Source organism: Anoxybacillus sp. P3H1B (assembly GCF_001560855.1).
In the GTDB taxonomy this organism is placed as follows: Bacteria; Bacillota; Bacilli; order Bacillales; family Anoxybacillaceae; genus Anoxybacteroides; species Anoxybacteroides rupiense.
Map to the genome: position 1 here is coordinate 60,126 of NZ_LPUG01000010.1, position 21,501 is coordinate 81,626.

Here is a 21,501-nt window from a genome sequence, read left to right on the forward strand (position 1 = left end):
TTCATTTTAACATTATTTGTCGAGAAGTCTCCTATCTCTTAATGAAGTGCTGGTCGGGGAGGTTCATTCATGTGATGGGGAATATAGAATGAAAAGGGATAACATCATATAGATCGTTATGAAAATGGGAAAAGATAGGAAGGGAGAAGAGGGGGAGGCCATTTTTCAAAATGGTTCCATTTTACTTCCCGCGATTAGCTGCGATCTTTGTTTGCTAAGCGGGATCTGCGGGAGAATATGCCTAAAAGAATGACAGACAACGACCATTTGGACATTGTCTGTCACCTAAAAAGCTGACGAGGCGCCTTTTTATAGAAAAAACGGAGCAGGCGCGGACACCGCTTCCAGCATGGAAAAGCCTCTATCTTGTTTCGTTATCGTTTGCGTAAATTTCCAAGCTCTTCGACAATGGCTTGCATTTCATTAGGGCTGAAGGAGCTTTTTCTCATGACCATTTCATAAAGATCTCTTAACTCCTCATATAGCGTTTCGTCAAAATGGGATGACTTCATCACATCAAAGTTGAGAACCTTCAGCTTTTCCTTTATTTTTTCAATCATGTATTCCATATTTTCAAGAGATTTTTGCGATAAATCCAAAAGTCTCATCCTTTCTGAATTTGATGGATAGAGTCATTGTACCATATGGAAGGAATGAAAGAATATACATGTATACTGTTATTTTGTTTATAATGGATAGCGAAGGGAGATGTGTTGTGATGATTAAAGTGTTATTTGTTTGTCTTGGGAATATTTGCCGATCACCAATGGCTGAAGCCATTTTTCGCGACTTGGTCAAAAAAGAAGGGCTTGAAGATCAAATTATGATCGATTCGGCGGGAACGGGGAATTGGCATATCGGCAATCCGCCTCATGAAGGAACGCAAAGCATTTTAACAAAGAAGGGAATTGATTTTTCAGGAATTCGGGCAAGACAAATTGGCGAAGAGGATTTGCGGATGTTTGACTATATTATTGCGATGGATGTCGAAAACATGGAGGATTTAAAGCGCTTGGCTGGATATAATAAAGCTGGCTTTGTTGGCCGTTTACTTGATTTTGTTCCAGACAGCGATATAGCTGATGTACCGGATCCTTATTATACAGGTAATTTTACCGAAGTGTACGAGCTAATCCAAAAGGGCTGCCGGCATTTGCTTGAAGCGATTAAAAAAGAACAAGGAATATAATCAACCAAAGGGGGAGGAGAAGATGAAAATCGCAAGAAACATCATGATCGGAGCGGTTATTGGTGCAGCTGTTTCGCTGCTTGATCGAGAAACGAGGCATTCGCTGAAAGAGGTATGGGGGCAACGGGGCAAGCTGATTCGCCAGCTGCCAGAGCGAATCCATGAATGCCGCGAGAGTATAGGACAGCTTGCGGAAGACGTAGTCTATACAGCGGAAAAAATAAAAGAAGTAGCTGAAAAAACACCAGAGATGATCGAGTGGGTAAAAGAATCATACGATGCAATCAAGCATAAAGATCTTCGCCTGAAAAAGTGAAGGGAGCATATGGTCATGATGATGAACCTCACGTTTATACGTGAAATGGTCAAGCGGTTTCGGGAAGATGAAGTCTCTCGTCTTTCAGCTGAGTTAGCTTATTTTTTCCTTCTTTCTCTTTTTCCTTTTCTGATTTTTTTATTTACATTGATGGCGTATTTGCCAATCGAGCATGAGGACGTTTTATCGGTTGTTCGCCAATATGCCCCGAAGGAAGCGATGGACCTTATCGAAGCAAATATTCATTATGTTATGAATCACCAAAATGGCAAGCTGTTGTCATTCGGAATTATAGGAGCTGTCTGGTCTGCTTCGAATGGTATTGACGCTATTGTTCGTGCGTTTAATCGTGCTTATGATGTGCAAGAAAGCCGTTCCTTTATCGCGGCTAGAGGCGTGTCCATTTTGCTGACATTTGGAATGATGCTTGTGATTGTAGTGGCTCTAGTATTGCCCGTTTTTGGGAAAACGATCGGGCTTTTTTTATCCTCCATGCTCGGCATTTCGGGTATCTTTTTAATGATTTGGAGCGCGTTTCGCTGGATTGTCAGCTTCCTTATTTTGTTCGGTGTGTTTACTTCGCTGTATTATTTTGCTCCGAATAAGCAATTACATTATAAGCAAGTGATGGCAGGTGCCATGTTTGCTACCATTGGCTGGATTGTTACATCTCTCGCTTTTTCTTATTACGTAGAGAGTTTTTCTAGTTATACATCTATGTATGGGAGCCTTGGGGGCATTATTATTTTAATGATTTGGTTTTATTTATCCGGAATGATCATTGTGTTGGGTGGAGAATTGAATGCGGTTTTGGAATGCCAACGAGAAGGAAGGAAACGGGAACGGTAGAGCGCAATTCCCTTTTATAAACTGCGATTGGAGCGGGGATGATAACCATTGTATCCGGTTAGTTAAGGAGGAATCATCATGACAAAGCATACTAAAAAAGATGGCGGCACGAAACAAAAAGGAAAAAACCGGCCAAAGCATAAAACAAGCAGCAGTGCAAACGGACAAAACGGATACCATTAAATAAAAAAAGAAAAGGGCTGTCGTCAAGGCAGCCCTTTATTCAGCGAGTTCCTCGTAGTGATAATAGGTTTGATTATAAATGTGTTCAATTTCCGCATCTGTCATGTATAAAAGCTGTTCTTTTGTGAATCCTTTAACTTTTTCAATAAACTCAATCATATTTTTCCGTTCGGCTCTGCTCATTCTTCCTCTCCCTTTCATACTGTTTTAAAACAGGATTTATTTTTGTTGTTTGTATTATATAACAGAATGGAGAGAAGGTCAATATATTTTTATGTCTTCTCATGATGAATCTTCTTCAGTCAAGGAGACAGAACAGGTTGGTGATAAAAAAAGGAGATCAATGATCTGCGATCTCCCTGATCTCCTTTGGTTTATTGTATGCAAGGATAAGAAAAATGAGGAACAAAAGGGTGCTGACAGTGACAAAAAAGCTGCCTCCTTGTTTGTATTGGATGATGACTCCAAGTGAAAAAGGCCCCACCATGCTTCCCACGCTGTAAAGGATGCCAGATAATAAATTTCCGGCTGGAAGCAGTGTTTTTGGGAGCAAATCGGCCATATAGGTAATGCCAAGCGAAAAGAGCGAACCAACGAACATCCCAGCCACAAAAAAGCAGGCAAAAAGACCAAGAGGTGAATTCGTAAAAAACTGAGCGCTGATAAAGCTCAAACTCCCAAGAAGCACAGCTGTGATAAGGACTGTTTTGCGGCCCAAGCGATCGCTAAAAATGCCGAGCGGTAATTGAAATAGGATGCTTCCAATTGAAAAAGCTGGCAAAATAAAGGAGATATGTTCGACCGAAATGTGCTCTCGTAGCGCATAAACAGGGAAAATGCCATGAATGGCAGCCTCTAGGAAACCATAGGCAAACGGAAGCGATAATGCCGTCCAAGCATATTTCCATGTTTGTGTGAAACGGCGCAGTCCACTGGATTTTTCCGAAGCATCGTTGACTTCAGGATGCGCATTTTTGAGCGAAAAAACAGTAAGCCATCCTGCAAAGCTCAATAAGGAAGATAAAAGAAACGGCAGCGCCTCGTGAATCTCAACAAGCGATGCAAGCATCGGGCCAACGGCAAAACCAATTCCGAAAAATAAGCCATATAACGATAAATTGCGCCCGCGGCGTTGTGTCGGCGAAAAATCAGTAATCCATGTTTGAGTCGCAAAGTGAAGCATATGATCGCCGATCCCAATGAACAAGCGTAATACAAACCAAAATAAAAATGAATGCCATAGTGGAAATAAAAGGAGAGACAATAGTACAATAAAACCACCAAGCATAATCATGGGCCGATATCCATATTTTCGCAATGGCTTTTCGAGAAACGGAGAAATCAGCAACACACCTATATACATGGCAGTAGCGTGCATGCCGTTAACGGAAGAAGAAAATCCGTGCTTTTCCATAATAATAGATAACAAAGGAAGCAGCATGCCTTGCGATAATCCGGAAATAGAAACAATGCTGACTAGAATCCAAAGTCGCATAATGAAACCCCTCGTTTGCTAAAAAGTACGTCGATTATCATGGTACATAGCTTTTGGATGGAAAACAAGAAAAAAGAGGTGAGCAATCTATGGAATTTGTGATGAAGGAAGTAGGGTTTTACACGAATCTTGAATATGGAGATTTACATGTAGCTGGAGATGAAGCTTACGGTTTCCGTCCTTATCAGCTGCTTGTTTCTTCCATTGCTGTTTGCAGCGGCGGAGTATTGAGAAAAATTTTAGAAAAGAAACGATTGCATATAGAGGACATAAAAATTCGGGCTGATGTGGCACGCAATGAAAAGGAAGCGAACCGTGTGGAAGCCATCCATCTCCATTTTATGATTAAAGGCAGCGATTTAGATGAGAGGCAAGTGGCGAAATCTTTGGAAATCGCCAGAAAAAACTGTCCAATGGTTCAATCGGTGGAAGGCTGCATCCGTATTACGGAAACATTTGAGCTTATTCCATAGTGGAAAGGTTGGGTGCAAAAGATGAATAAAATATTTGCGCTAATGGTGTTTGTCGGGGTACCGCTATCAGTGATTGGAGGACTTCTCCATTGGCCTTCAGTGATGATGTTTTTGATTTATTGCCTTACGATCATTGCGTTAGCGAGTTATATGGGCCGGGCGACGGAGAGCTTGGCCATTGTGACAGGTCCGCGTATTGGTGGACTGCTAAATGCAACGTTTGGCAATGCGGTGGAGTTGATTATCTCGGTTTTTGCATTGAAAGCGGGACTGGTAGAAGTAGTACTAGCTTCCTTAACAGGCTCGGTATTAGGCAATCTGTTATTGGTTGCGGGGTTATCGTTTTTTGTGGGGGGACTCAAGTATAAGCGTCAAGAGTTTAATGTGTATGATGCCCGTCATAACGCAGGGTTGCTAACATTTGCTATTTTAGTGGCGTTTGTGATCCCGGAAGTATTTTCGACGAATATGTCGCAAACGAAAACCTTATCGCTAAGCATTGGTATTTCCGTCATTATGATTATTCTTTATTTGGCCGCTCTGTACTTTAAGCTGGTGACGCATCGCGGCGTCTATCAGCACAAATCGGACGAAGCAGAGCATCATGAAGAGCCGGAATGGGGCAAAGGAAAAGCGATTACGATTTTAGCTCTCGCTACTGTAGCGGTTGCTTACATATCGGAAAGGCTTGTTCATACATTTGAAACAGTGGCTGAATCGTTTGGCTGGAGCGAGCTGTTTATCGGAATCATCATCGTTGCGATTGTCGGAAATGCGGCAGAGCATGCTTCTGCCATCATTATGGCGTATAAAAACAAAATGAATGTGGCAGTTGAAATTGCTATTGGGTCTACACTGCAAATCGCCATGTTTGTCGCTCCCGTGCTTGTTCTTATTTCTCTGTGCTTCCCGACAAGCATGCCGCTTGTTTTTTCGCTTCCTGAATTGGCGGCGATGGCTACATCTGTATTGCTGATTATCGTTCTTTCAAATGACGGAGACACCAACTGGTTTGAAGGAGCTACGCTTTTGGCTGCTTATATTATTATGGGAATCGGCTTTTACTTGTTGTAAAAAAAAGACTCTGCGTTTGCAGAGTCTTTTTTCGCTTGTCCTAATCGACCAAGCGATGGCGGTATTGCATCAATAGGAGGAAAAACAGCACATCTATGAGATAGTATATCATATTATTTGAATATTTTTAACATTACAATGAATAATAATAAATTTTTTTAGGATGGATAAACGTTCTTTTTTTGAAAAAAATAACGAAGAAAGCAGCAATGGAAAGGAGTTGGTGCAATGAAAAAGTGGATCATTAGTTGTGTAATGAGCGTTCTAATGATATATTCGCCTATTTTAGCCCACGCCGCTGCATTGAAACAAGTGCTGGGCAATTCCGCTGTCGATATATCAAAGGAAAATACGTATCCGAATTCGACGCAGGATTTGCCTTATTTACAGCCGAGCTCTCTCGCTAAACAATTGCTTCAATCTGCCAATGTTAAAATTGAAAATCCAGAACTGATTCGTTTATTAAATGAATCATCAATATCAAGCACTCCGTTCTCTATTGGATATCGAGCAACGATTTATTTGGGTCAATGGCCGCTTAACTATCAATCGCTAGAGACCTCAACAAACTGGGAATATCAAAAGGTGAATACAAACTTTTTGGATAACCGCGGCGGCAAAGCAGCGCAAAAGCTGCATTATAGACAAGAAATGCAAAAGCAAATTCGCGGCGGATTAACAGCGCAAGTTCCAAGCGAGGAAGCGGTCAAAAAGATGATGTTGCTAACGGCAATGAAAAAAACCAGCTTGCCATTGTCATTTAGTACGGTGATCGGCATCGGAACGAAAAAAGACCAGTCGTATCAAGTGCCAGCGAAGAAAATGGGCTACTTATATGCATATGCTCCAGCGGTGAATGAAAAAGGAAAGGTCACATATGGAGAAGTATATATTGTCCTCAAAGGAAACAAGAAAAAAATCATGGTAAAAAATGTGACGACACAAGGAATCGGTGCCTGGATTCCAGTCCAGGACCGCCTCTCTTTTTCTTATGTGATCAGCGATCAACCAAGATAAGGGGGCTTGTTCAAAAACCTTTACAAAAGAGTGGATGGGAAAACAGGTTATTTTTCCATTTACTCTTTTTCTTTTTTCTGAAGTTCACGTGGCGGATGCCTGCAAACATGAACCGATTCCTTGGTTGGAATAGATGAGGGATCCAACTAGCTAAAAAGAGGTTTATGTCTCTTGTATGGATGGATTCGTACATCTGTTTGTTTTTGGAACATAGTAATAAGTGTCGTGTGATTTGCTCATCTCTTAATTTCAGGAAATTTCCATTTTGATAAACGGGTACTCTTTTTCAATGGTTTCCCTAAATATAAACCTCTTCCCCTTCACTTCGTTTAGAGGTGGAAAGCTTCCCGCTGGATGTGTTAAATAGAGAAAAGAGCTCGTAATGATTGTGTTCACATATTTATCCACAAAAACCATATTGATTTGCTGAGATTTTTCCTAGTTATACACATAATTCACAAAGATATAAATATGCTTTTTGTGAATAACTTCTCTACTCTGTGTATAGCTTCAAAGGATTTGCCGCTTCTCATGTAAATGGTTTTATTATGACAATCACGTGAACGATATTGCAAATAAAGTAAAAATAAATTACACTAAAGATGTAATGGATTAGTGAAATGTTTCACAAACTAATACGAAAGAACAGAACTTTATACACTTATTTTTTTGGTACATTATGTGAAATATTTCACAAATAAAATTTGGGAGGAATAAAAAATGAGATGGTATCAGACTCCTCAAGCAGCTGTTATTTGGACCGTGATGAGAGTATGGTTGGGAATTCAGTGGTTGGAAGCAGGACTTCATAAGGTGACAGGGGAATTTGATGCGAGTGGCTTTTTACAAGGTGCTCTGGCAAAAGCGACAGGAGAAAATCCAGCTGTTCAAGGATGGTATGCTGCTTTTCTTGAAAATGTTGCGATTCCAAATGTCAAGCTATTTAATATTCTAATCCCATATGGTGAAGTGCTTGTTGGGGTAGGGTTAATCATTGGAGCGGCAACGATTCCAGCATTGCTCGCAGGAGCGTTTATGAACTTAAACTTCTTATTAGCGGGTACTGTGAGCACAAATCCCGTTTTATTAACAGCGGCAGTTATATTACTATTTGTAGGAGCAGGGGCTTACTATTTTGGAGTAGATCGATTTGCGATACCAGCTTTGAAGCAATACATTGGTCAACGTAGAACACGAACAGCTCAACAAAAACGCGCAACTGCACATTAAGGAAATGCTCTCCTCCTTAGATTGGACTCGTCCCAAAAGAGCGTGTCAGATGTCTGCTAATTTCAGAAGGGGGTATTGCCACTATCCTGAATCCTGTTTGCACCTTTTCCAGTCTACCGAACAGAAATCGAGTAAACGACAGATTGCCCTTAATGTTTCCGAACGCATCTTCTATCTTCACTTTACTCTTCGCATAAAGGTCTGCCTTCTGTTCGTCATTGAGGGCTACTTTTGTCTTTGATTTCATTTTAGTGGCAGACAAAGTCCTTTTCGGCTTTGTCTGCCATTTTACAATATCTAGGATGAATACGATGTTTATTTGATGATGCGCGCAGCTCTATTGGTAAAATCAACATCGCAATAATAGCTATTCTTAACAAGAACATTTGGGCCGAGGCATTGCACCGATGGACAGTGGCAATTCAGTTGTTGGGCAAGCGAAGAATTCATCCATCTTTCATAGGCCTCAAGCAGAGAGTGATGCTGGATATTGCCGAGTGATGGTTCGTCGCCGAAGTCCGTTACAATAATTTCTCCAGTAAAAATGTTGACATTTAAGCGGGACCGACCATCTGGATCGTTGCGCACAGTCACATTTTTGCTGGCATATAGCCGTTTCAGTAAGGCGAGATCGTCTTCGTTACTGCTGCAAGGATAAAATGGCAGCGTTCCGAAGAGCATCCAGACGTTTTCATCGCGAATATCCAGCAAATAATGAATGGCTTTCCGCAGCTCATCAAGCGACAGCGCTTCTAGCGCACTGGCAAAGTCGCTCGGGTACATCGGATGCACCTCATGCCGCTTACATTGCATTTCATGAACAATTTGATTATGAATGTTTTTTAAATGCGGCAATGTCCGTTTATTGAGCATCGTTTCGGCAGAGACGATAACTCCCATTTGTGAAAGAGCTTTGGCGTTTTCAATCATTCGTTCAAAGTAGGCTTCGCGCTGGCGGATGTTTGGCTTTCGTTCCATCATGGCAAACCCGCCTTCAACAAAATCCTCCATTGTGCCCCAGTTATGAGAAATATGAAGCACATCTAAATATGGAATAATTTTTTCATAGCGCTCCAAATCCAGCGTTAAGTTGGAGTTGATTTGTGTCCGCACTCCGCGTTCGCGGGCATATTTCAATAATGGAACGACATACTCGTTAACCGACTTGAGCGAAAGCATCGGTTCTCCGCCTGTAATACTTAACGAACGCAAATATGGAATTTCTTCCAGACGCCGGATAAGCAGATCAAGAGGCAATGCTTTAGGATCTTTCGTTTGTAATGTATAACCAACAGCGCAATGTTCACAGCGCATATTACATAATGTGGTGGTCGTAAATTCGACATTGGTTAACTGCAATGAACCGTATTGCTGAACATCCAGATAGGCCTCCCATGGGTCAAAGGATGGGCTAATCGGTTCCAGTGTTAAACGAGCCATATCATTCTCCTTTACTATTTAAAGTCCATTCATCTTCATTATAGTTGATTGTCATTTCTTGAACAATCATGTACGATGAAAGGGAGAAAGGAGAGAAACGTAGTGGGTAATGCCGTTTATGAGAAAGAAAAACAATTGAAATATCTAGAGGAGCGTTTCAACATGCTGCTGCACATGCTTGATTCGCTAGATCCAGAGGCTGCGGATTTAGAGGATATTGATCGGCTCATTGCCGTCATTGATTCGCTCGAAATGAAATATGAACAATTCAAAAAAAGCTGGTAAAAAGCCGTCATACGGCTTTTTTCTTTTTTCCAATGCCATCCGTTTTCATCCATCACTAAAAAGGAGTATAATAAAAAAGAAGTCGAACGATGGATACATATGATGAACAAAGGGGAAGGGGCGTTTAGGATGGAAAAATTTCAAGAAAGTATGTACCAGCTTATTGTTGAGACATCAACGAAGCTTCCAAAAGATGTTCGGCGGGCCATCGCTCGCGCCAAAGCAAGAGAAAATGCCGGAACTCGTGCCGCAATGGCTCTATCGACCATTGCTGGGAATATAAAAATGGCCGATGAAAATGTATCGCCTATCTGTCAGGATACAGGGCTGCCAACATTTAAAATTAAGGTTCCTGTCGGAGTGAATCAAATTCAAATGAAAGAGGCGATTCGCCAGGCGGTCGTGCAAGCGACAAAAGATGGAAAGCTTCGGCCAAACTCCGTCGATTCGCTAACAGGAGAAAACAGCGGCGACAACTTAGGAGTAGGTGTCCCAGTCATAAAATTCGAGCAATGGGAAAAGGACTATATTGATGTTCGTCTCATTTTAAAAGGCGGCGGCTGTGAAAATAAAAATATTCAATATAGCTTGCCTTGCGAATTGGAAGGACTTGGACGAGCCGGACGCGATTTAGATGGAATCCGCAAATGTATTTTGCATTCCGTATATCAAGCGCAAGGCCAAGGATGCAGTGCCGGATTCATCGGTGTCGGAATCGGCGGCGACCGTTCTTCCGGATATGATCTGGCAAAGGAACAGCTCTTTCGTTCTGTGGATGATGTCAATCCGAACGAAGAACTTCGCCAGTTAGAAGAATATATTATGGAAAATGCTAATAAGCTTGGCATCGGCACAATGGGATTTGGCGGTGAAACGACGCTTCTTGGCTGTAAAATCGGTGTGATGCATCGTATTCCGGCTAGCTTCTTCGTTTCTGTTGCCTATAATTGCTGGGCATTCCGTCGTCTTGGAGTGAAGATTCATCCAGAAACAGGGGAAATTCAAGAATGGCTCTATCAAGACGGAGAAGATGTGGATTTTGCCGAAGAATTAGAGAAGGTGGAAGAAAAAGCTTCGACAGGAGTGGGAGAATCACGTGAAATTGTGCTCGAAGCGCCGATTACAGAAGAGCAGATTCGCCAGTTGAAAGTCGGCGATGTGGTTCGCATTAATGGCATGATCTATACAGGACGTGATGCGATCCATAAATATTTAATGGATCATGATGCTCCGGTTGATTTAAATGGACAAATTATTTATCATTGCGGTCCGGTTATGCTGAAAGATAAAGAAGGCAAATGGCATGTGAAGGCGGCAGGACCGACAACAAGCATTCGCGAGGAACCTTATCAAGGTGACATTATGAAAAAATTCGGCATTCGCGCGGTGATTGGAAAGGGCGGCATGGGAGCGAAAACATTGTCCGCATTAAAAGAACATGGCGGCGTTTACTTAAATGCGATCGGTGGAGCAGCACAATATTATGCGGACTGTATCAAATCGGTCGAGGGTGTCAATCTGTTAGAATTTGGTATACCGGAAGCGATGTGGCATTTGAAAGTGGAAAATTTTACCGCTGTCGTGACAATGGACTCTCATGGCAACAGCCTTCACGAGGATGTAGAAAAATCATCATTAGAAACATTGGCGCAATTTAAAGAGCCGGTATTTAAATAAGCGGAAAAAACAAGGGTGTAGACAAAATCCATGTTGAGCTTGTCTGCAACCACTTTACGCATCATCCATTCCTGATCGTCCTAACTTGACAAGGCTTGGCCGATAAGAAACACAGCCGAGCGAGAAAACGAATCAAGGAAGCATCATGAAAGTGTTTGATAACAGTCTGAACCGCTAGCGATCAACGCTAGCGGTTTTTTTGAAGAAAATGGATTGACTAAGCAGCTCGTATAAAGAAAACCCTAATTATAGCGAATTTATTTTTAGGGGAGAGAAACAATGAAGCGACTTGTTTTATTTTTATCTTTATGGATGGTGGCCATTCCGCTCATGTCACAGACGGCTTACGCAACTGCCAACACCCCCATTCATTGGGGATTTGCCAAAAGCAAAGATCATAAGCCGCCGTCTGCCGGAAAAGAATGGAGCGAACTGCTTGTCAAATACGATGGGTTTTATATAGGAAATACGCAAACAAAGGAGATTTATTTAACCTTTGATAACGGATATGAAAATGGCTATACGGCACAAATTTTAGATGTACTTAAGCAAAAGAGGGTACCAGCCACCTTTTTTGTGACAGGACATTATTTAGAAACGGCGCCTGATTTGGTCAAACGCATGGTGAAAGAAGGGCATATCGTCGGTAATCACTCTTGGCATCATCCTGATTTAACGCAAGTAAGCGATGAGCGCCTGCGCAAAGAATTGGAATCCGTACGGCAAAGAACAGCGGAATTGACGGGACAAAAAGGCATGATGTACCTTCGTCCTCCACGGGGCATTTTCAGTGAGCGAACGATGGCCGTCGCTCGTGAGCTCGGCTATTACCATGTCTTTTGGTCGCTTGCCTTTGTCGACTGGAATACCGACCAGCAAAAAGGCTGGAAATATTCTTATGATCAGATTATGAAGCAAATTCATCCAGGAGCGATTATTTTGCTTCATACCGTTTCTAAAGATAATGCGGATGCGCTTGCCAAAGTAATTGATGATTTGCGCAAGCAAGGGTATACTTTTAAAAGTCTCGATGACTTAATGGCAGAAAAAATGCGTTTTCATCCGTTGCTCTTTACCCTTTGAGCTTTTGTTCAAAGGGTTTTGTTTCGTATAATGAAAGAAAAAAGGAAGGAACGGACATGTGGCAGCAACACATAAAAGTAAGCGCTCCTTATGATTTTTCACGCGTATTGGAAAGGTTGACGCTAGACCCTCTCACAGTGGCCGATGTTGAACGACAGCGACTGGCTGTACCGCTTTATATCCGTGATGTTCCAGTGGCGGTTTTCGTACAAAGCATCGGTGATAAAAGCAATCCGGCGTTTTTGGTTAAAGCGGAACACGAAGAGCTGAAGGAGGAAATTGTCAAAAGAATTTCCGATATTTTTCAATGGAATGTGCCGCTTGCGCCGATTCACCAACATTTTTTGCAAACAGAATTGCGCGAGCTGTTTCTTGAGCATGAAGGAACACCGCTCATTTTGGACTTCGACCTTTATTTTTGTCTGATGAAGTGCTTTATTCACCAACAGCTTCATTTAAAAGTGGCCTATCGTTTAACCGAGCGGTTTGTGAAAGCTTTTGGAACGGAAAGAGAGGGAATCTGGTTTTATCCGCGGCCCGAGGAAATTGCCGCGCTTCATTATGATGATCTGCGGTCATTGCAGCTCAGCGGTAAAAAGGCGGAATACATCATCCATACATCGCGGCTGATGGTGGAAGGGAAGCTGCGCTTGGGCGAACTGCAGCATGCGGAGGACGCGGAAGTGGCCAAAATGCTGCTCCCGATTCGCGGCATTGGTCCATGGACAGTGCAAAATTTTCTTTTGTTTGGACTTGGACGCCCTAATCTGTTTCCAAAAGCCGATATCGGGCTGCAGCGAGCCATTCAAAAATTACTTCACTTAGAAACCAAGCCTTCTCCAGAGCAAATGGAGGCACTTGCTCAAAAATGGGAGCCGTATTTAAGCTATGCCTCGCTGTATTTATGGAGAAGCATCGAATAGGAGTTGAAAGCATGGGGAAAACAGCGATTACCATTCAGAAAGGACAACAATTTCCGTTGACGATTAAGCGGCTTGGCATCAATGGGGAAGGAGTCGGTTATTTTAAAAAGCAGGTTGTTTTTGTGCCAGGAGCGCTTCCAGGAGAAGAGGTCGTGGTAGAGGCGACAACTATTCATCCAAAATACGCTGAGGCGAAGATTAAAAAAATACGCAAATCATCCGCTCATCGCGTCACCCCGCGTTGTCCCGTTTACGAGCAGTGCGGCGGTTGCCAGCTTCAGCATTTCGATTATCAAGCGCAGCTTGAGGCGAAGCGTGATATTGTCATCCAAGCGTTTGAACGGCACTGCCGCATTCCTGTAGAAGCGTTGGAGATCAAGCCGTCCATCGGCATGGAAGACCCATGGCATTACCGCAATAAAAGCCAATTTCAAGTCGGAAAGCGGAATGAAAACGTCATTGCTGGTCTGTATGGAATGGGCTCCCATCAATTAATTGATATCGCGGAATGCGTCATCCAGCATCAAGCTACAAATCGAGTAACGGCGATCGTCAAAACGATTTTAGAGGATTTACGCATCCCGATTTACAACGAGCGGAAACGGACGGGAATTGTGCGCACCATTGTTGCCAGAGTTGGCTTTCACACAAAAGAAGTGCAGCTTGTGTTCATTACCGCCAAAAAAGAACTGCCACGGAAAGAGCTGCTGATTTCAGAGATTCAGCGCCGGCTTCCGGAGGTGAAGTCGATCATGCAAAACGTGAACGGCCAGAAAACATCGCTTATTTTTGGCGAAGAGACATTTTTGCTTGAAGGGGAAGAGTACATTCAAGAGGTGCTTGGCGATCTTTCATTCGAGCTCTCGGCTCGCGCTTTTTTTCAATTGAATCCTGTGCAAACCGTCAAGCTCTATGATGAAGTGAAAAAAGCAGCAAGGCTGACAGGACACGAAAAAGTGGTTGATGCATATTGCGGTGTCGGGACGATCGGGCTTTGGCTCGCGAAAGATGCCGGGGAAGTGCGCGGAATGGACACGATTCGTGAAGCGATTGAGGATGCACGCAAAAACGCTGCGCGCCATGGATTTCACCACGCGATATATACGGTCGGAAAAGCAGAACATATTCTGCCAAAGTGGGTGAAAGAAGGCTGGCGCCCCGATGTGGTGATCGTCGACCCGCCGCGCACCGGCTGTGACGAAGCTTTATTGCGCACCATTCTTCAGGTCAAGCCATCCAAAATCGTCTACGTCTCCTGTAACCCATCAAGCCTCGCGCGCGACATTGACCGGCTATCCAAAACGTATCAAGTCGACTACATCCAGCCCGTCGACATGTTCCCGCACACCGCGCATGTGGAGTGTGTGGCGAAACTAACCTTGAAATAAAGGGATTTTGAAGAAGGCTAAGTGGTATTTGACCACATTTTGACCACATTTGTGCCACTTAGCCGTTTTTTCTTATAAAATCTCCAAACAAATGTGCGGTTTTTTCTGCAATTTCTTTCGTTACATGAGCATAAATATCGCCAGTTGTTTTGATAGAAGCATGTCCAAGTCGATCTTGAACCTCCTTTAGTCCGGCTCCTGCTTCGAGAAGCAATGTAGCATGAGTATGTCTTAAGTCATGGAATCAGATTTTCTTTACTCCGGCTGCTTTGATCCCCCGGTTAAACACATCCGTTAAGGTGCGCGGGAAAATCGGTTTTCCTGTTTCACGTGCAAAGACAAGGTCGTTATCTTCATATTGATTTCCCACGATCAATTTAATCTCAGCTTGTTTGGCTTTATATCGTTTCAATCCTTTTAAGAGAAAATCATCTATCGCAATGATGCGCTGGGAAGCTTCTGTTTTCAAGTTCTCAAATCGAAATCCGTCTTCGTCATAAATTAAATTTCGTTGAATATGAATTCGTGCATGTTCAAAATCAATGTCCTGCCATTTCAGCCCTAAAAGCTCACCCCGGCGTATTCCGGTGTAGGCTGCTGTTAAGAAGGCGGTATAGTATATGATGTTTTCTAATTTAGCGAAACATGATGAATGGGCCTTTATCATTCATTGAGTAATATCTCAATCAAGTGCAGGGAATCCTGCAGCAGCCATTTAGGACAGAATCTATTTATGAAGAAAGAAAGTAATATAAAAGTTGTTCAGTTCATTATACCATTATAAGTAATTTTTAACAATATTTCATAATGATGAGGCGAATGTGTGATAAAATAAAATTAAAAAAAGGGGGATCATTCACTTGTCTAAACTGCTTCAAGGGCTTATTTGTGTGTTGATGGGCTTTATTTTCTTCATGCTATCATTAACTTTATCGATGCCTACCATACTATGGTCGGTTTTACTTGGGGCAAGCATTATCATGAATATGGCAGGCACGGCTATTTTGCTGCGGTATATGAAAAAGACAAAAGAAAGTATTTGATTTTATTGGGCGACCTATATGCGAAGGTCGCTTTGTTTTTACAGCATTTGACCATGATAACCGAGAAGCAAAGGTGACAGGAAAAGATATATCATCAACATAAATTCCTATTGGTATTGGAGTGGTAAATAATGTAATTAGCGAAATCGGCTTTGTTTTTTATAATCACTGCCATTGGCGATACAATATAGCAAAGGCACAACGGATTCTTTCGCGGAGAAAGAAAGGTTCTGCACGCTGGGGAAAACAACGCTTAAAAGTGGCTAAACTACATGAAAAAGTAGCAAATCAACGAATGAACTTTCTTCATCACAAGTCAAAAGAATTAGTCATAACTTACGATGCTGTGATCATTGAGGACTTGGACATGAAAGGGATGTCTCAAGCCCTTCATTCCGGGAAAAGCGTTCATGATAACGGTTGGGGTATGTTCACAAAATTTTTAGAATACAAAATAAAAGAGCGAGGAAAACAACTGATTAAAATCGATAAGTGGTTCCCTTCAACGAAAAAGTGTTCTTGTTGCGGTAAAGAAAAAGAAATGCCGTTATCCGAACGTGTGTACAAGTGTTCTTGCGGCGCTGTATTAGATCGAGATCACAATTCAGCGATCAGTATTAAAAACGAAGGATTACGCTTACTGGTGTTAGCATAAAAAATATAACTCTTGGAACGAGAAGATTCGCTCGGTCCATTTCCTGTCACTAGACGGGATTACCCGAGAAGCCCCCACTTCAATCAAATCGTAAGGTTGATAAGTGGTGGGGAGTTCACTTATAGCATAGGTTGAGCATAGAAAATGAACGATTTATCTTCTAATTCACGAAAGAAGAAATAGACATTTTTTCTTTATATAATCATCATAACAAACGTAAAATAAGCTTAACGAACCGCGGCATCGATCTGCCGCAAAAGGAGATGAGATGATTGAACGAGGGATGGAATTTTGATAATAGCTACGCGCGCTTGCCCAATCGTTTCTTCAGCAAGCTTCTTCCGACTCCTGTTGGTTCTCCGGAGCTGGTTATACTGAATCGCCCATTAGCTGTTTCGCTCGGATTAAATGATGAAGCGCTTGCAAGTGAGGAAGGAGTCGCCGTACTTGCCGGAAACCAGGTTCCAGAGGGAGCGGAGCCTCTCGCGCAAGCCTATGCGGGGCATCAATTCGGCTATTTTACGATGTTAGGGGATGGAAGAGCGATTTTGCTTGGGGAGCAAATCACGCCTCAGGGCGAACGATTGGATATTCAGCTCAAAGGTTCAGGGCGGACACCATATTCCCGTGGCGGGGATGGGCGTGCGGCGCTTGGCCCCATGCTTAGAGAGTATATCATTAGCGAGGCGATGCATGCCCTTGGCATCCCGACTACGCGCAGCTTAGCCGTTGTGACAACGGGTGAGACCATTTTTCGCGAGACCGAATTACCGGGAGCGATTTTAACCCGGGTTGCTTCGAGCCATTTGCGCGTCGGAACGTTTCAATATGCGGCCAATTGGGGAACGGTTGAAGAGCTTCGAACGTTGGCTGACTATGCACTGGAACGGCACTTTCCGAACTTTGAGACGGCGCCTAACCGTTATCTGTTCTTGCTTGAGGAAGTCATCAAGCGTCAGGCCGAGCTGATTGCCAAGTGGCAATTAGTCGGTTTTGTGCATGGGGTGATGAATACGGACAATATGACGATCAGCGGCGAGACGATAGATTATGGCCCTTGTGCCTTTATGGACACCTATGACTTAGCAACGGTGTTTAGCTCGATTGATACGCAAGGCCGTTATGCATACGGCCACCAGCCATATATCGGCGGCTGGAATTTAGCAAGGCTGGCGGAGAGTTTATTGCCGTTATTGCATGAGGAGGAGGAACAGGCCGTCGAGTCGGCTGAAGCGGCGCTTTCGGCATTTCCTAACCTGTATCAGCAGCATTGGCTCACGGGAATGCGGGCGAAGCTTGGCCTGTACACAGAGGAGGAGCAAGACGCCGCTCTTATGACCGAGCTATTGCAGCTGATGCAAACACATCAGGCGGATTACACGAATACATTTCGATCATTGACACTGGGGCAGCTTGAAGGAATGCCGCTATTTTGCGCAAAAGAATTTCGCGCTTGGCATGAGAAGTGGCAAGCAAGGCTTAAAAGACAGCCGCACGCAAAAGAAGAAGTATATGAGTTAATGCGCAACAGCAACCCGGCGATCATTCCGCGCAATCATCGGGTTGAAGAAGCATTAGAAGCGGCGGTTGAGCATGGGGACTACAGCGTAATGGAGCGGCTGCTTCATGCTCTTTCCGATCCTTATGCTTATTCTTCGGAACAAAATGAGTATGCCCAACTGCCTCCGCCGTCCGATCGCCCTTATCGGACGTTTTGTGGGACGTAATGGAAAATCTTCAATAAGCAAGTGGTTGATGAGAGATCGGTTTCGAGCTCTCATTTTTTGTTAAAGTGATCATTCATTCCCTCAGTTTATTACTTTTTGGCCCGTTTTTTATGCGTAACGATTTTTATATGTCTTTTTTTAAGAATATATCGTATAATATGATATAAAAGGAGGGGGGATGTTGAATGTCATTGGATGACATGATTGAAGCGATGAATGAACAATGGACAAATATTTATTATTTACTGCACTACGTTCACGAAGAGCCGCTTACTCATCAAGCGGTTCGATTGCTTCAGTACATTGAAAAAAATGGGGAAGCGACGATCGGAGACTTGGCGGAACATCTCCATATATCTCATAATACCGCTTCTGAGCATACAAAAAGGCTGATTCAAAAAGGGTTTGTAACAAAACAAAGAAGCAGTAGAGACGAACGAAAAGTGTTTGTGGCTTTAACGGAAGAAGGGAGACGCGTGCTGTATCGGCATACTCGGCTTGATCGAGACAAACTAAGAAAAGTATTAGAGAATTTTAGTTCATCCGACTTAGAAATGATACGGAAGGCTTTTTCGATGTTGAGTGAGGAGGTAGAAAAATGTTTTCGTTAGTGAAAATTGTGATTTCTGCCATCATGATCGGGATTGTAACGGAAGTGGCGAGAAGATTCCCTACATTTGGCGGAGCTATAGCAGCACTGCCGTTAGTCAGTTTATTAAGCTTATGCTGGCTTTATGTTCAAGGTGAACCAACAAAGCGTTTAAGTGAGTTTGCGTTCGGTGTTTTATGGGGGCTTCCAGCGACTGCTTGTTTATTATTAATAGTCGCTTTATCCTTGAGAGCTTCATTTCCACTGGCTTTGTCCATTGGATTAGGAGTAGCGGCCTGGAGCCTCTTTTTAGCGATTCAAAAGCTAATGGCCCATTCCTAGCGCAGTGCTGGTGGTTAGGTTTTAATCTTATGCTGAATGAAGCCTTTTCTTTCAAGAAGTCTGTGATTACAAGTGATAAAGAAGAAATAAACAAGCAATAACCGTCCCCCTGTTGAAAAGGGGGCGGTTATTGTTCTGTCAAGGTCTGGAATCTTAAAGCAAAGCTATTTCCTCCATTTCCACTCCGCTAAGAGGTGGGAGAGGTATCCTATCATTGGTAGTCCATCTATCCTGTCATTCCTTGAGTGAATCAACCGCAAAGCAACATTCCCACTACAGAGAAAAGCTTGGCCGTTCAACATTTGTCGCTTTATATGATTTTTTCGCTGGTCGAGTGCCTAAACAACACTCCGACTTGCATGGGGACGTGTTGTTCAGGCCTTTGCCACACGCCTACATGAAGAAGGAAGTGTATGCCTATTTTTGACATGACCTTCGAAACCGTCTGCTGCCATTCTATCCAGAGATGCTCCGTTGATCTAGTCTGGCGAATCCTCCGTTATGATTAGGCGTAGGGAGAACCGCTAAGGGAGGAAGAGTCATGCCATTTTTGAAACCAGTAAATAAGAATAGCGACGGCTTGAAGAATCAAAAATCTTGAGAAGTCGTTGATATTGTGGTACTCCATAATCCCTAGATATTCGTACCATTTCATGAGACCGACAGCATAGATGATATCCATCACCGCATTGACAAGCATGTAAAACCAAAAGTTTCCGAAAGTAAAATACAAAACAATGATGGGAGCAACCACATAGAAACTGTAAATCATCGGCGTTAGATGTGTGAGAGGAAAAATGGTTTCTTTGACAGTCCACCAATGGAGCCTTTCGCCCAATTGAAAAATGATCGTCATGATTAACGCACAAAGAAAGCCGGTTGCCATAAATCGTTTAATTTTTTGTTTATGAAAAAATAGCAGCAGAAACCAAGGAAAAATAAACGAAATCCAAAGAAGGGTTTGATTGAACATATATTTTTGCTCCTCTTTTCAAAAGGTATCTATATTAGGATTTTGGACAAGTTTTATTTATTTTATAAATCCATTCGACAAAAATAAAGAAAAGTTTTTATTCTCATTAGGTAGTATGTCCATCATAGTTGTGGTCATTGGATTCTATTAAAAACGATATGTGAAAACGCTAACACGGGAAGGTCGGAAGAGGCTATATATTGTTGTATGTAACTGTCAACTAGCATCGCGGGTTTATAAAGCTTGAATCATCGGTTTGTCTCAAGTTTTCGCATAAATTGCACAAGAGAGGATGAAACTGTTAATAAAAAGAAAAAGGATGAATAGAGTGTTGGGATTAGTTGTTGCCGCTCTTTTGTTTAATTGTACGGCTTTTATGACAAATAAACGCTTGACAAAAAATCAAATCATACACATTTGGACTTTTACGATTGCGATTCAGAATATTGTCGATTTGTATTTAAGCACCAAATACGAAGCGTATTGGTATTTTACAAAAGAGATTAAATGGGAGTCATTTCCTGCAAGAGTAGTGCTGATCCCAGCTGTCAATATGCTCTTCTTAAGCTGGTATCCTTTTAGAGATTCGTTATCCAAACGCGTTGTTTGTTTTATAAGTTTTTGGATTCTGATCGTTTTATACGAAGCGAGTGCTTTATTGCCGGAACCGTGGGGTTATTTGCGTTACGGCTGGTGGAATTTAACCTATTCTGCATTGAGCTATCCTTTTTTGCTCATACTGATTTTAAAATATTATCAATGGATATGCAGAGTGGAAAGCTACAAACCATAAAGAATATAAGAAAGAATGCAGAATAAATGGTAGGAGTGGTTTTGATTGTGGATTCTTTATTTTTCCATTATTGTATTTAATCTTATTGCGATTATGATGAAAAAGAAATTAATGCGCATTGAATATTATAGCTGCATTTTATTTGCATTGTTTACTTCAGAGATCGTCGACCGATTTGCCGAAAAATATGATCTGTATGGTTTTTTCTATCCTTTTATGATCGAAGCCAAAACGTTATTGGTTTTATTCGGAATATATCCTGCCGCTTCCATGCTCATTATTAACTGGTATCCTTACGATGGAACATGGAAGAAAAAAAGCTTATATCTGTTGGGCTGGAGCATTTTTTCCACTTTTTATGAATGGTTAGCGGTACGTGTCGGTTTTTTATATCATCATCATTGGAATTTATGGTATTCAGCGATCTCCTATCCTTTTTTATATGGAATGCTTATTCTTCAAGTTTCTTTCTTCCGCAGGCTAAGCAAAGCTGACATGATCTCACCAAAATCATGATATACATATTGAAGACTCGTAGCGCTAGAGAAAATGGCCCCATTTATTGTCCTCGTTCTATATACCTGATGAATAAACGGTATCTGCTAAAGCTCGCGGTCGGAAAACAAGTCACTGACTTGTCTTTCGACCGGCGAAAGCGGATGATCAATGCTCGCACATATGGGATCAAAGGTTGAGGGGGCAAGTGATATCGATCATCATGCTCTATCATGCCATAGGGTATATTGGAGATCAAATA

Annotated in this window: 24 protein-coding genes and 2 pseudogenes; 19 read left to right on the forward strand and 7 right to left on the reverse strand. The window is 42.4% G+C overall.

Translation table 11 applies throughout. The features are described 5' to 3' along the window. Positions 1 to 374: 374 nt before the first annotated feature. On the reverse strand, positions 375 to 599 hold the full coding sequence (locus AT864_RS03830; protein WP_044743855.1) for a DUF1128 domain-containing protein: 225 nt from the start codon (positions 597 to 599) through the stop codon (positions 375 to 377). A 119-nt stretch (positions 600 to 718) separates the two neighbouring features. Here AT864_RS03830 and AT864_RS03835 point away from each other — a divergent pair, with 119 nt between their 5' ends. Genes AT864_RS03835 through AT864_RS03845 form a run of 3 tightly spaced genes read left to right on the forward strand, consistent with a single transcriptional unit; the run spans position 719 to position 2,354 of the window. Continuing rightward, positions 719 to 1,189: a low molecular weight protein-tyrosine-phosphatase gene (locus tag AT864_RS03835; RefSeq protein ID WP_066146681.1), complete on the forward strand. Its 471-nt coding sequence runs from the start codon at positions 719 to 721 to the stop codon at positions 1,187 to 1,189. Positions 1,190 to 1,211: 22 nt separating this feature from the next. Further along, entirely contained in the window at positions 1,212 to 1,505 is a 294-nt protein-coding gene (locus AT864_RS03840; protein ID WP_044743853.1) for a YtxH domain-containing protein, read from the forward strand. Between the two features lie 15 nt (positions 1,506 to 1,520). Beyond that, positions 1,521 to 2,354 carry a YihY/virulence factor BrkB family protein gene (locus AT864_RS03845; protein WP_044743852.1) on the forward strand — a complete coding sequence of 278 codons (834 nt, stop codon included), beginning with the start codon at positions 1,521 to 1,523 and terminating at the stop codon, positions 2,352 to 2,354. Between the two features lie 219 nt (positions 2,355 to 2,573). On the opposite strand, the gene AT864_RS03850 is transcribed toward AT864_RS03845, so the two are convergent. Both AT864_RS03850 and AT864_RS03855 read right to left on the reverse strand, forming a co-directional pair. Continuing rightward, entirely contained in the window at positions 2,574 to 2,720 is a 147-nt protein-coding gene (locus tag AT864_RS03850; RefSeq protein ID WP_044743851.1) for a BH0509 family protein, read from the reverse strand. Positions 2,721 to 2,877: 157 nt separating this feature from the next. After that, a complete protein-coding gene (locus AT864_RS03855) occupies positions 2,878 to 4,032 on the reverse strand; it encodes an MFS transporter (protein WP_066146684.1) in 1,155 nt (384 codons plus the stop codon). A gap of 89 nt (positions 4,033 to 4,121) precedes the next feature. On the opposite strand from AT864_RS03855, the gene AT864_RS03860 reads away from it, so the two are divergent. The 4 genes from AT864_RS03860 to AT864_RS03875 all read left to right on the forward strand — a co-directional run bounded on the left by AT864_RS03860 (position 4,122) and on the right by AT864_RS03875 (position 7,826). Continuing rightward, positions 4,122 to 4,505: an OsmC family protein gene (locus AT864_RS03860; RefSeq protein WP_066146687.1), complete on the forward strand. Its 384-nt coding sequence runs from the start codon at positions 4,122 to 4,124 to the stop codon at positions 4,503 to 4,505. A 21-nt stretch (positions 4,506 to 4,526) separates the two neighbouring features. Beyond that, positions 4,527 to 5,579: a calcium/proton exchanger gene (gene cax / locus AT864_RS03865; RefSeq protein WP_066146691.1), complete on the forward strand. Its 1,053-nt coding sequence runs from the start codon at positions 4,527 to 4,529 to the stop codon at positions 5,577 to 5,579. A gap of 228 nt (positions 5,580 to 5,807) precedes the next feature. After that, entirely contained in the window at positions 5,808 to 6,596 is a 789-nt protein-coding gene (locus AT864_RS03870) for a YfkD famly protein (RefSeq protein ID WP_066146694.1), read from the forward strand. Positions 6,597 to 7,316: 720 nt separating this feature from the next. Then, a complete protein-coding gene (locus AT864_RS03875; protein ID WP_066146697.1) occupies positions 7,317 to 7,826 on the forward strand; it encodes a DoxX family protein in 510 nt (169 codons plus the stop codon). 16 nt (positions 7,827 to 7,842) lie between these two features. Here the strand turns inward: AT864_RS03875 and AT864_RS18630 are convergent, their stop codons facing one another. Together AT864_RS18630 and yfkAB are read right to left on the reverse strand one after the other, a co-directional pair. Further along, on the reverse strand, positions 7,843 to 8,073 hold the full coding sequence (locus AT864_RS18630; RefSeq protein ID WP_369815485.1) for a hypothetical protein: 231 nt from the start codon (positions 8,071 to 8,073) through the stop codon (positions 7,843 to 7,845). A 68-nt stretch (positions 8,074 to 8,141) separates the two neighbouring features. Continuing rightward, positions 8,142 to 9,266 (reverse strand): radical SAM/CxCxxxxC motif protein YfkAB, encoded by a 1,125-nt coding sequence (gene yfkAB, locus AT864_RS03885; RefSeq protein ID WP_066146702.1) that lies wholly within the window; start codon positions 9,264 to 9,266, stop codon positions 8,142 to 8,144. A 102-nt stretch (positions 9,267 to 9,368) separates the two neighbouring features. Here yfkAB and AT864_RS03890 point away from each other — a divergent pair, with 102 nt between their 5' ends. From AT864_RS03890 to rlmD, 5 genes are all read left to right on the forward strand, one after another. Continuing rightward, a complete protein-coding gene (locus AT864_RS03890; RefSeq protein ID WP_066146705.1) occupies positions 9,369 to 9,551 on the forward strand; it encodes an SE1561 family protein in 183 nt (60 codons plus the stop codon). Positions 9,552 to 9,680: 129 nt separating this feature from the next. After that, positions 9,681 to 11,228, forward strand: coding sequence for a fumarate hydratase (locus AT864_RS03895; protein WP_066146708.1), 1,548 nt, complete (start codon positions 9,681 to 9,683; stop codon positions 11,226 to 11,228). Positions 11,229 to 11,540: 312 nt separating this feature from the next. Then, positions 11,541 to 12,311, forward strand: a complete 771-nt coding sequence (gene pdaA, locus AT864_RS03900) for a delta-lactam-biosynthetic de-N-acetylase (RefSeq protein WP_369815486.1) — start codon at positions 11,541 to 11,543, stop codon at positions 12,309 to 12,311. 56 nt (positions 12,312 to 12,367) lie between these two features. After that, positions 12,368 to 13,234 carry a DNA-3-methyladenine glycosylase gene (locus AT864_RS03905; protein WP_066146716.1) on the forward strand — a complete coding sequence of 289 codons (867 nt, stop codon included), beginning with the start codon at positions 12,368 to 12,370 and terminating at the stop codon, positions 13,232 to 13,234. Between the two features lie 11 nt (positions 13,235 to 13,245). Continuing rightward, positions 13,246 to 14,622: a 23S rRNA (uracil(1939)-C(5))-methyltransferase RlmD gene (rlmD, locus tag AT864_RS03910; RefSeq protein WP_066146720.1), complete on the forward strand. Its 1,377-nt coding sequence runs from the start codon at positions 13,246 to 13,248 to the stop codon at positions 14,620 to 14,622. Positions 14,623 to 14,680: 58 nt separating this feature from the next. Here the strand turns inward: rlmD and AT864_RS03915 are convergent. Next, positions 14,681 to 15,265 (reverse strand): annotated as a pseudogene (locus AT864_RS03915) (site-specific integrase); the annotation flags it as partial. 217 nt (positions 15,266 to 15,482) lie between these two features. Between AT864_RS03915 and AT864_RS03920 the strand changes: the two are divergent. The 5 genes and pseudogenes from AT864_RS03920 to AT864_RS03940 all read left to right on the forward strand — a co-directional run bounded on the left by AT864_RS03920 (position 15,483) and on the right by AT864_RS03940 (position 18,978). Beyond that, positions 15,483 to 15,665 carry a hypothetical protein gene (locus AT864_RS03920; RefSeq protein WP_080860161.1) on the forward strand — a complete coding sequence of 61 codons (183 nt, stop codon included), beginning with the start codon at positions 15,483 to 15,485 and terminating at the stop codon, positions 15,663 to 15,665. 187 nt (positions 15,666 to 15,852) lie between these two features. Further along, positions 15,853 to 16,320, forward strand: a pseudogene (locus tag AT864_RS03925) (RNA-guided endonuclease InsQ/TnpB family protein); the annotation flags it as partial. 272 nt (positions 16,321 to 16,592) lie between these two features. Beyond that, on the forward strand, positions 16,593 to 18,047 hold the full coding sequence (locus tag AT864_RS03930; protein WP_066146724.1) for a YdiU family protein: 1,455 nt from the start codon (positions 16,593 to 16,595) through the stop codon (positions 18,045 to 18,047). 185 nt (positions 18,048 to 18,232) lie between these two features. Further along, the gene (locus tag AT864_RS03935) at positions 18,233 to 18,658 is read left to right on the forward strand and encodes a MarR family winged helix-turn-helix transcriptional regulator (protein ID WP_066146727.1); all 426 of its coding nucleotides are present in this window, start codon (positions 18,233 to 18,235) and stop codon (positions 18,656 to 18,658) included. Continuing rightward, the gene (locus tag AT864_RS03940; protein WP_044741762.1) at positions 18,646 to 18,978 is read left to right on the forward strand and encodes a DUF3147 family protein; all 333 of its coding nucleotides are present in this window, start codon (positions 18,646 to 18,648) and stop codon (positions 18,976 to 18,978) included. Before AT864_RS03935 ends, AT864_RS03940 begins: the two co-directional genes overlap by 13 nt. A 505-nt stretch (positions 18,979 to 19,483) precedes the next feature. Here the strand turns inward: AT864_RS03940 and AT864_RS03945 are convergent. Then, positions 19,484 to 19,951 (reverse strand): hypothetical protein, encoded by a 468-nt coding sequence (locus AT864_RS03945; RefSeq protein WP_066146731.1) that lies wholly within the window; start codon positions 19,949 to 19,951, stop codon positions 19,484 to 19,486. A 319-nt stretch (positions 19,952 to 20,270) separates the two neighbouring features. Between AT864_RS03945 and AT864_RS03950 the strand changes: the two genes are divergently transcribed. Then, complete coding sequence (locus AT864_RS03950) at positions 20,271 to 20,744, forward strand: hypothetical protein (protein ID WP_275900540.1); 474 nt, start codon at positions 20,271 to 20,273, stop codon at positions 20,742 to 20,744. Positions 20,745 to 20,789: 45 nt separating this feature from the next. Further along, positions 20,790 to 21,260 carry a CBO0543 family protein gene (locus tag AT864_RS03955; protein ID WP_052660905.1) on the forward strand — a complete coding sequence of 157 codons (471 nt, stop codon included), beginning with the start codon at positions 20,790 to 20,792 and terminating at the stop codon, positions 21,258 to 21,260. Positions 21,261 to 21,501: the final 241 nt, after the last annotated feature.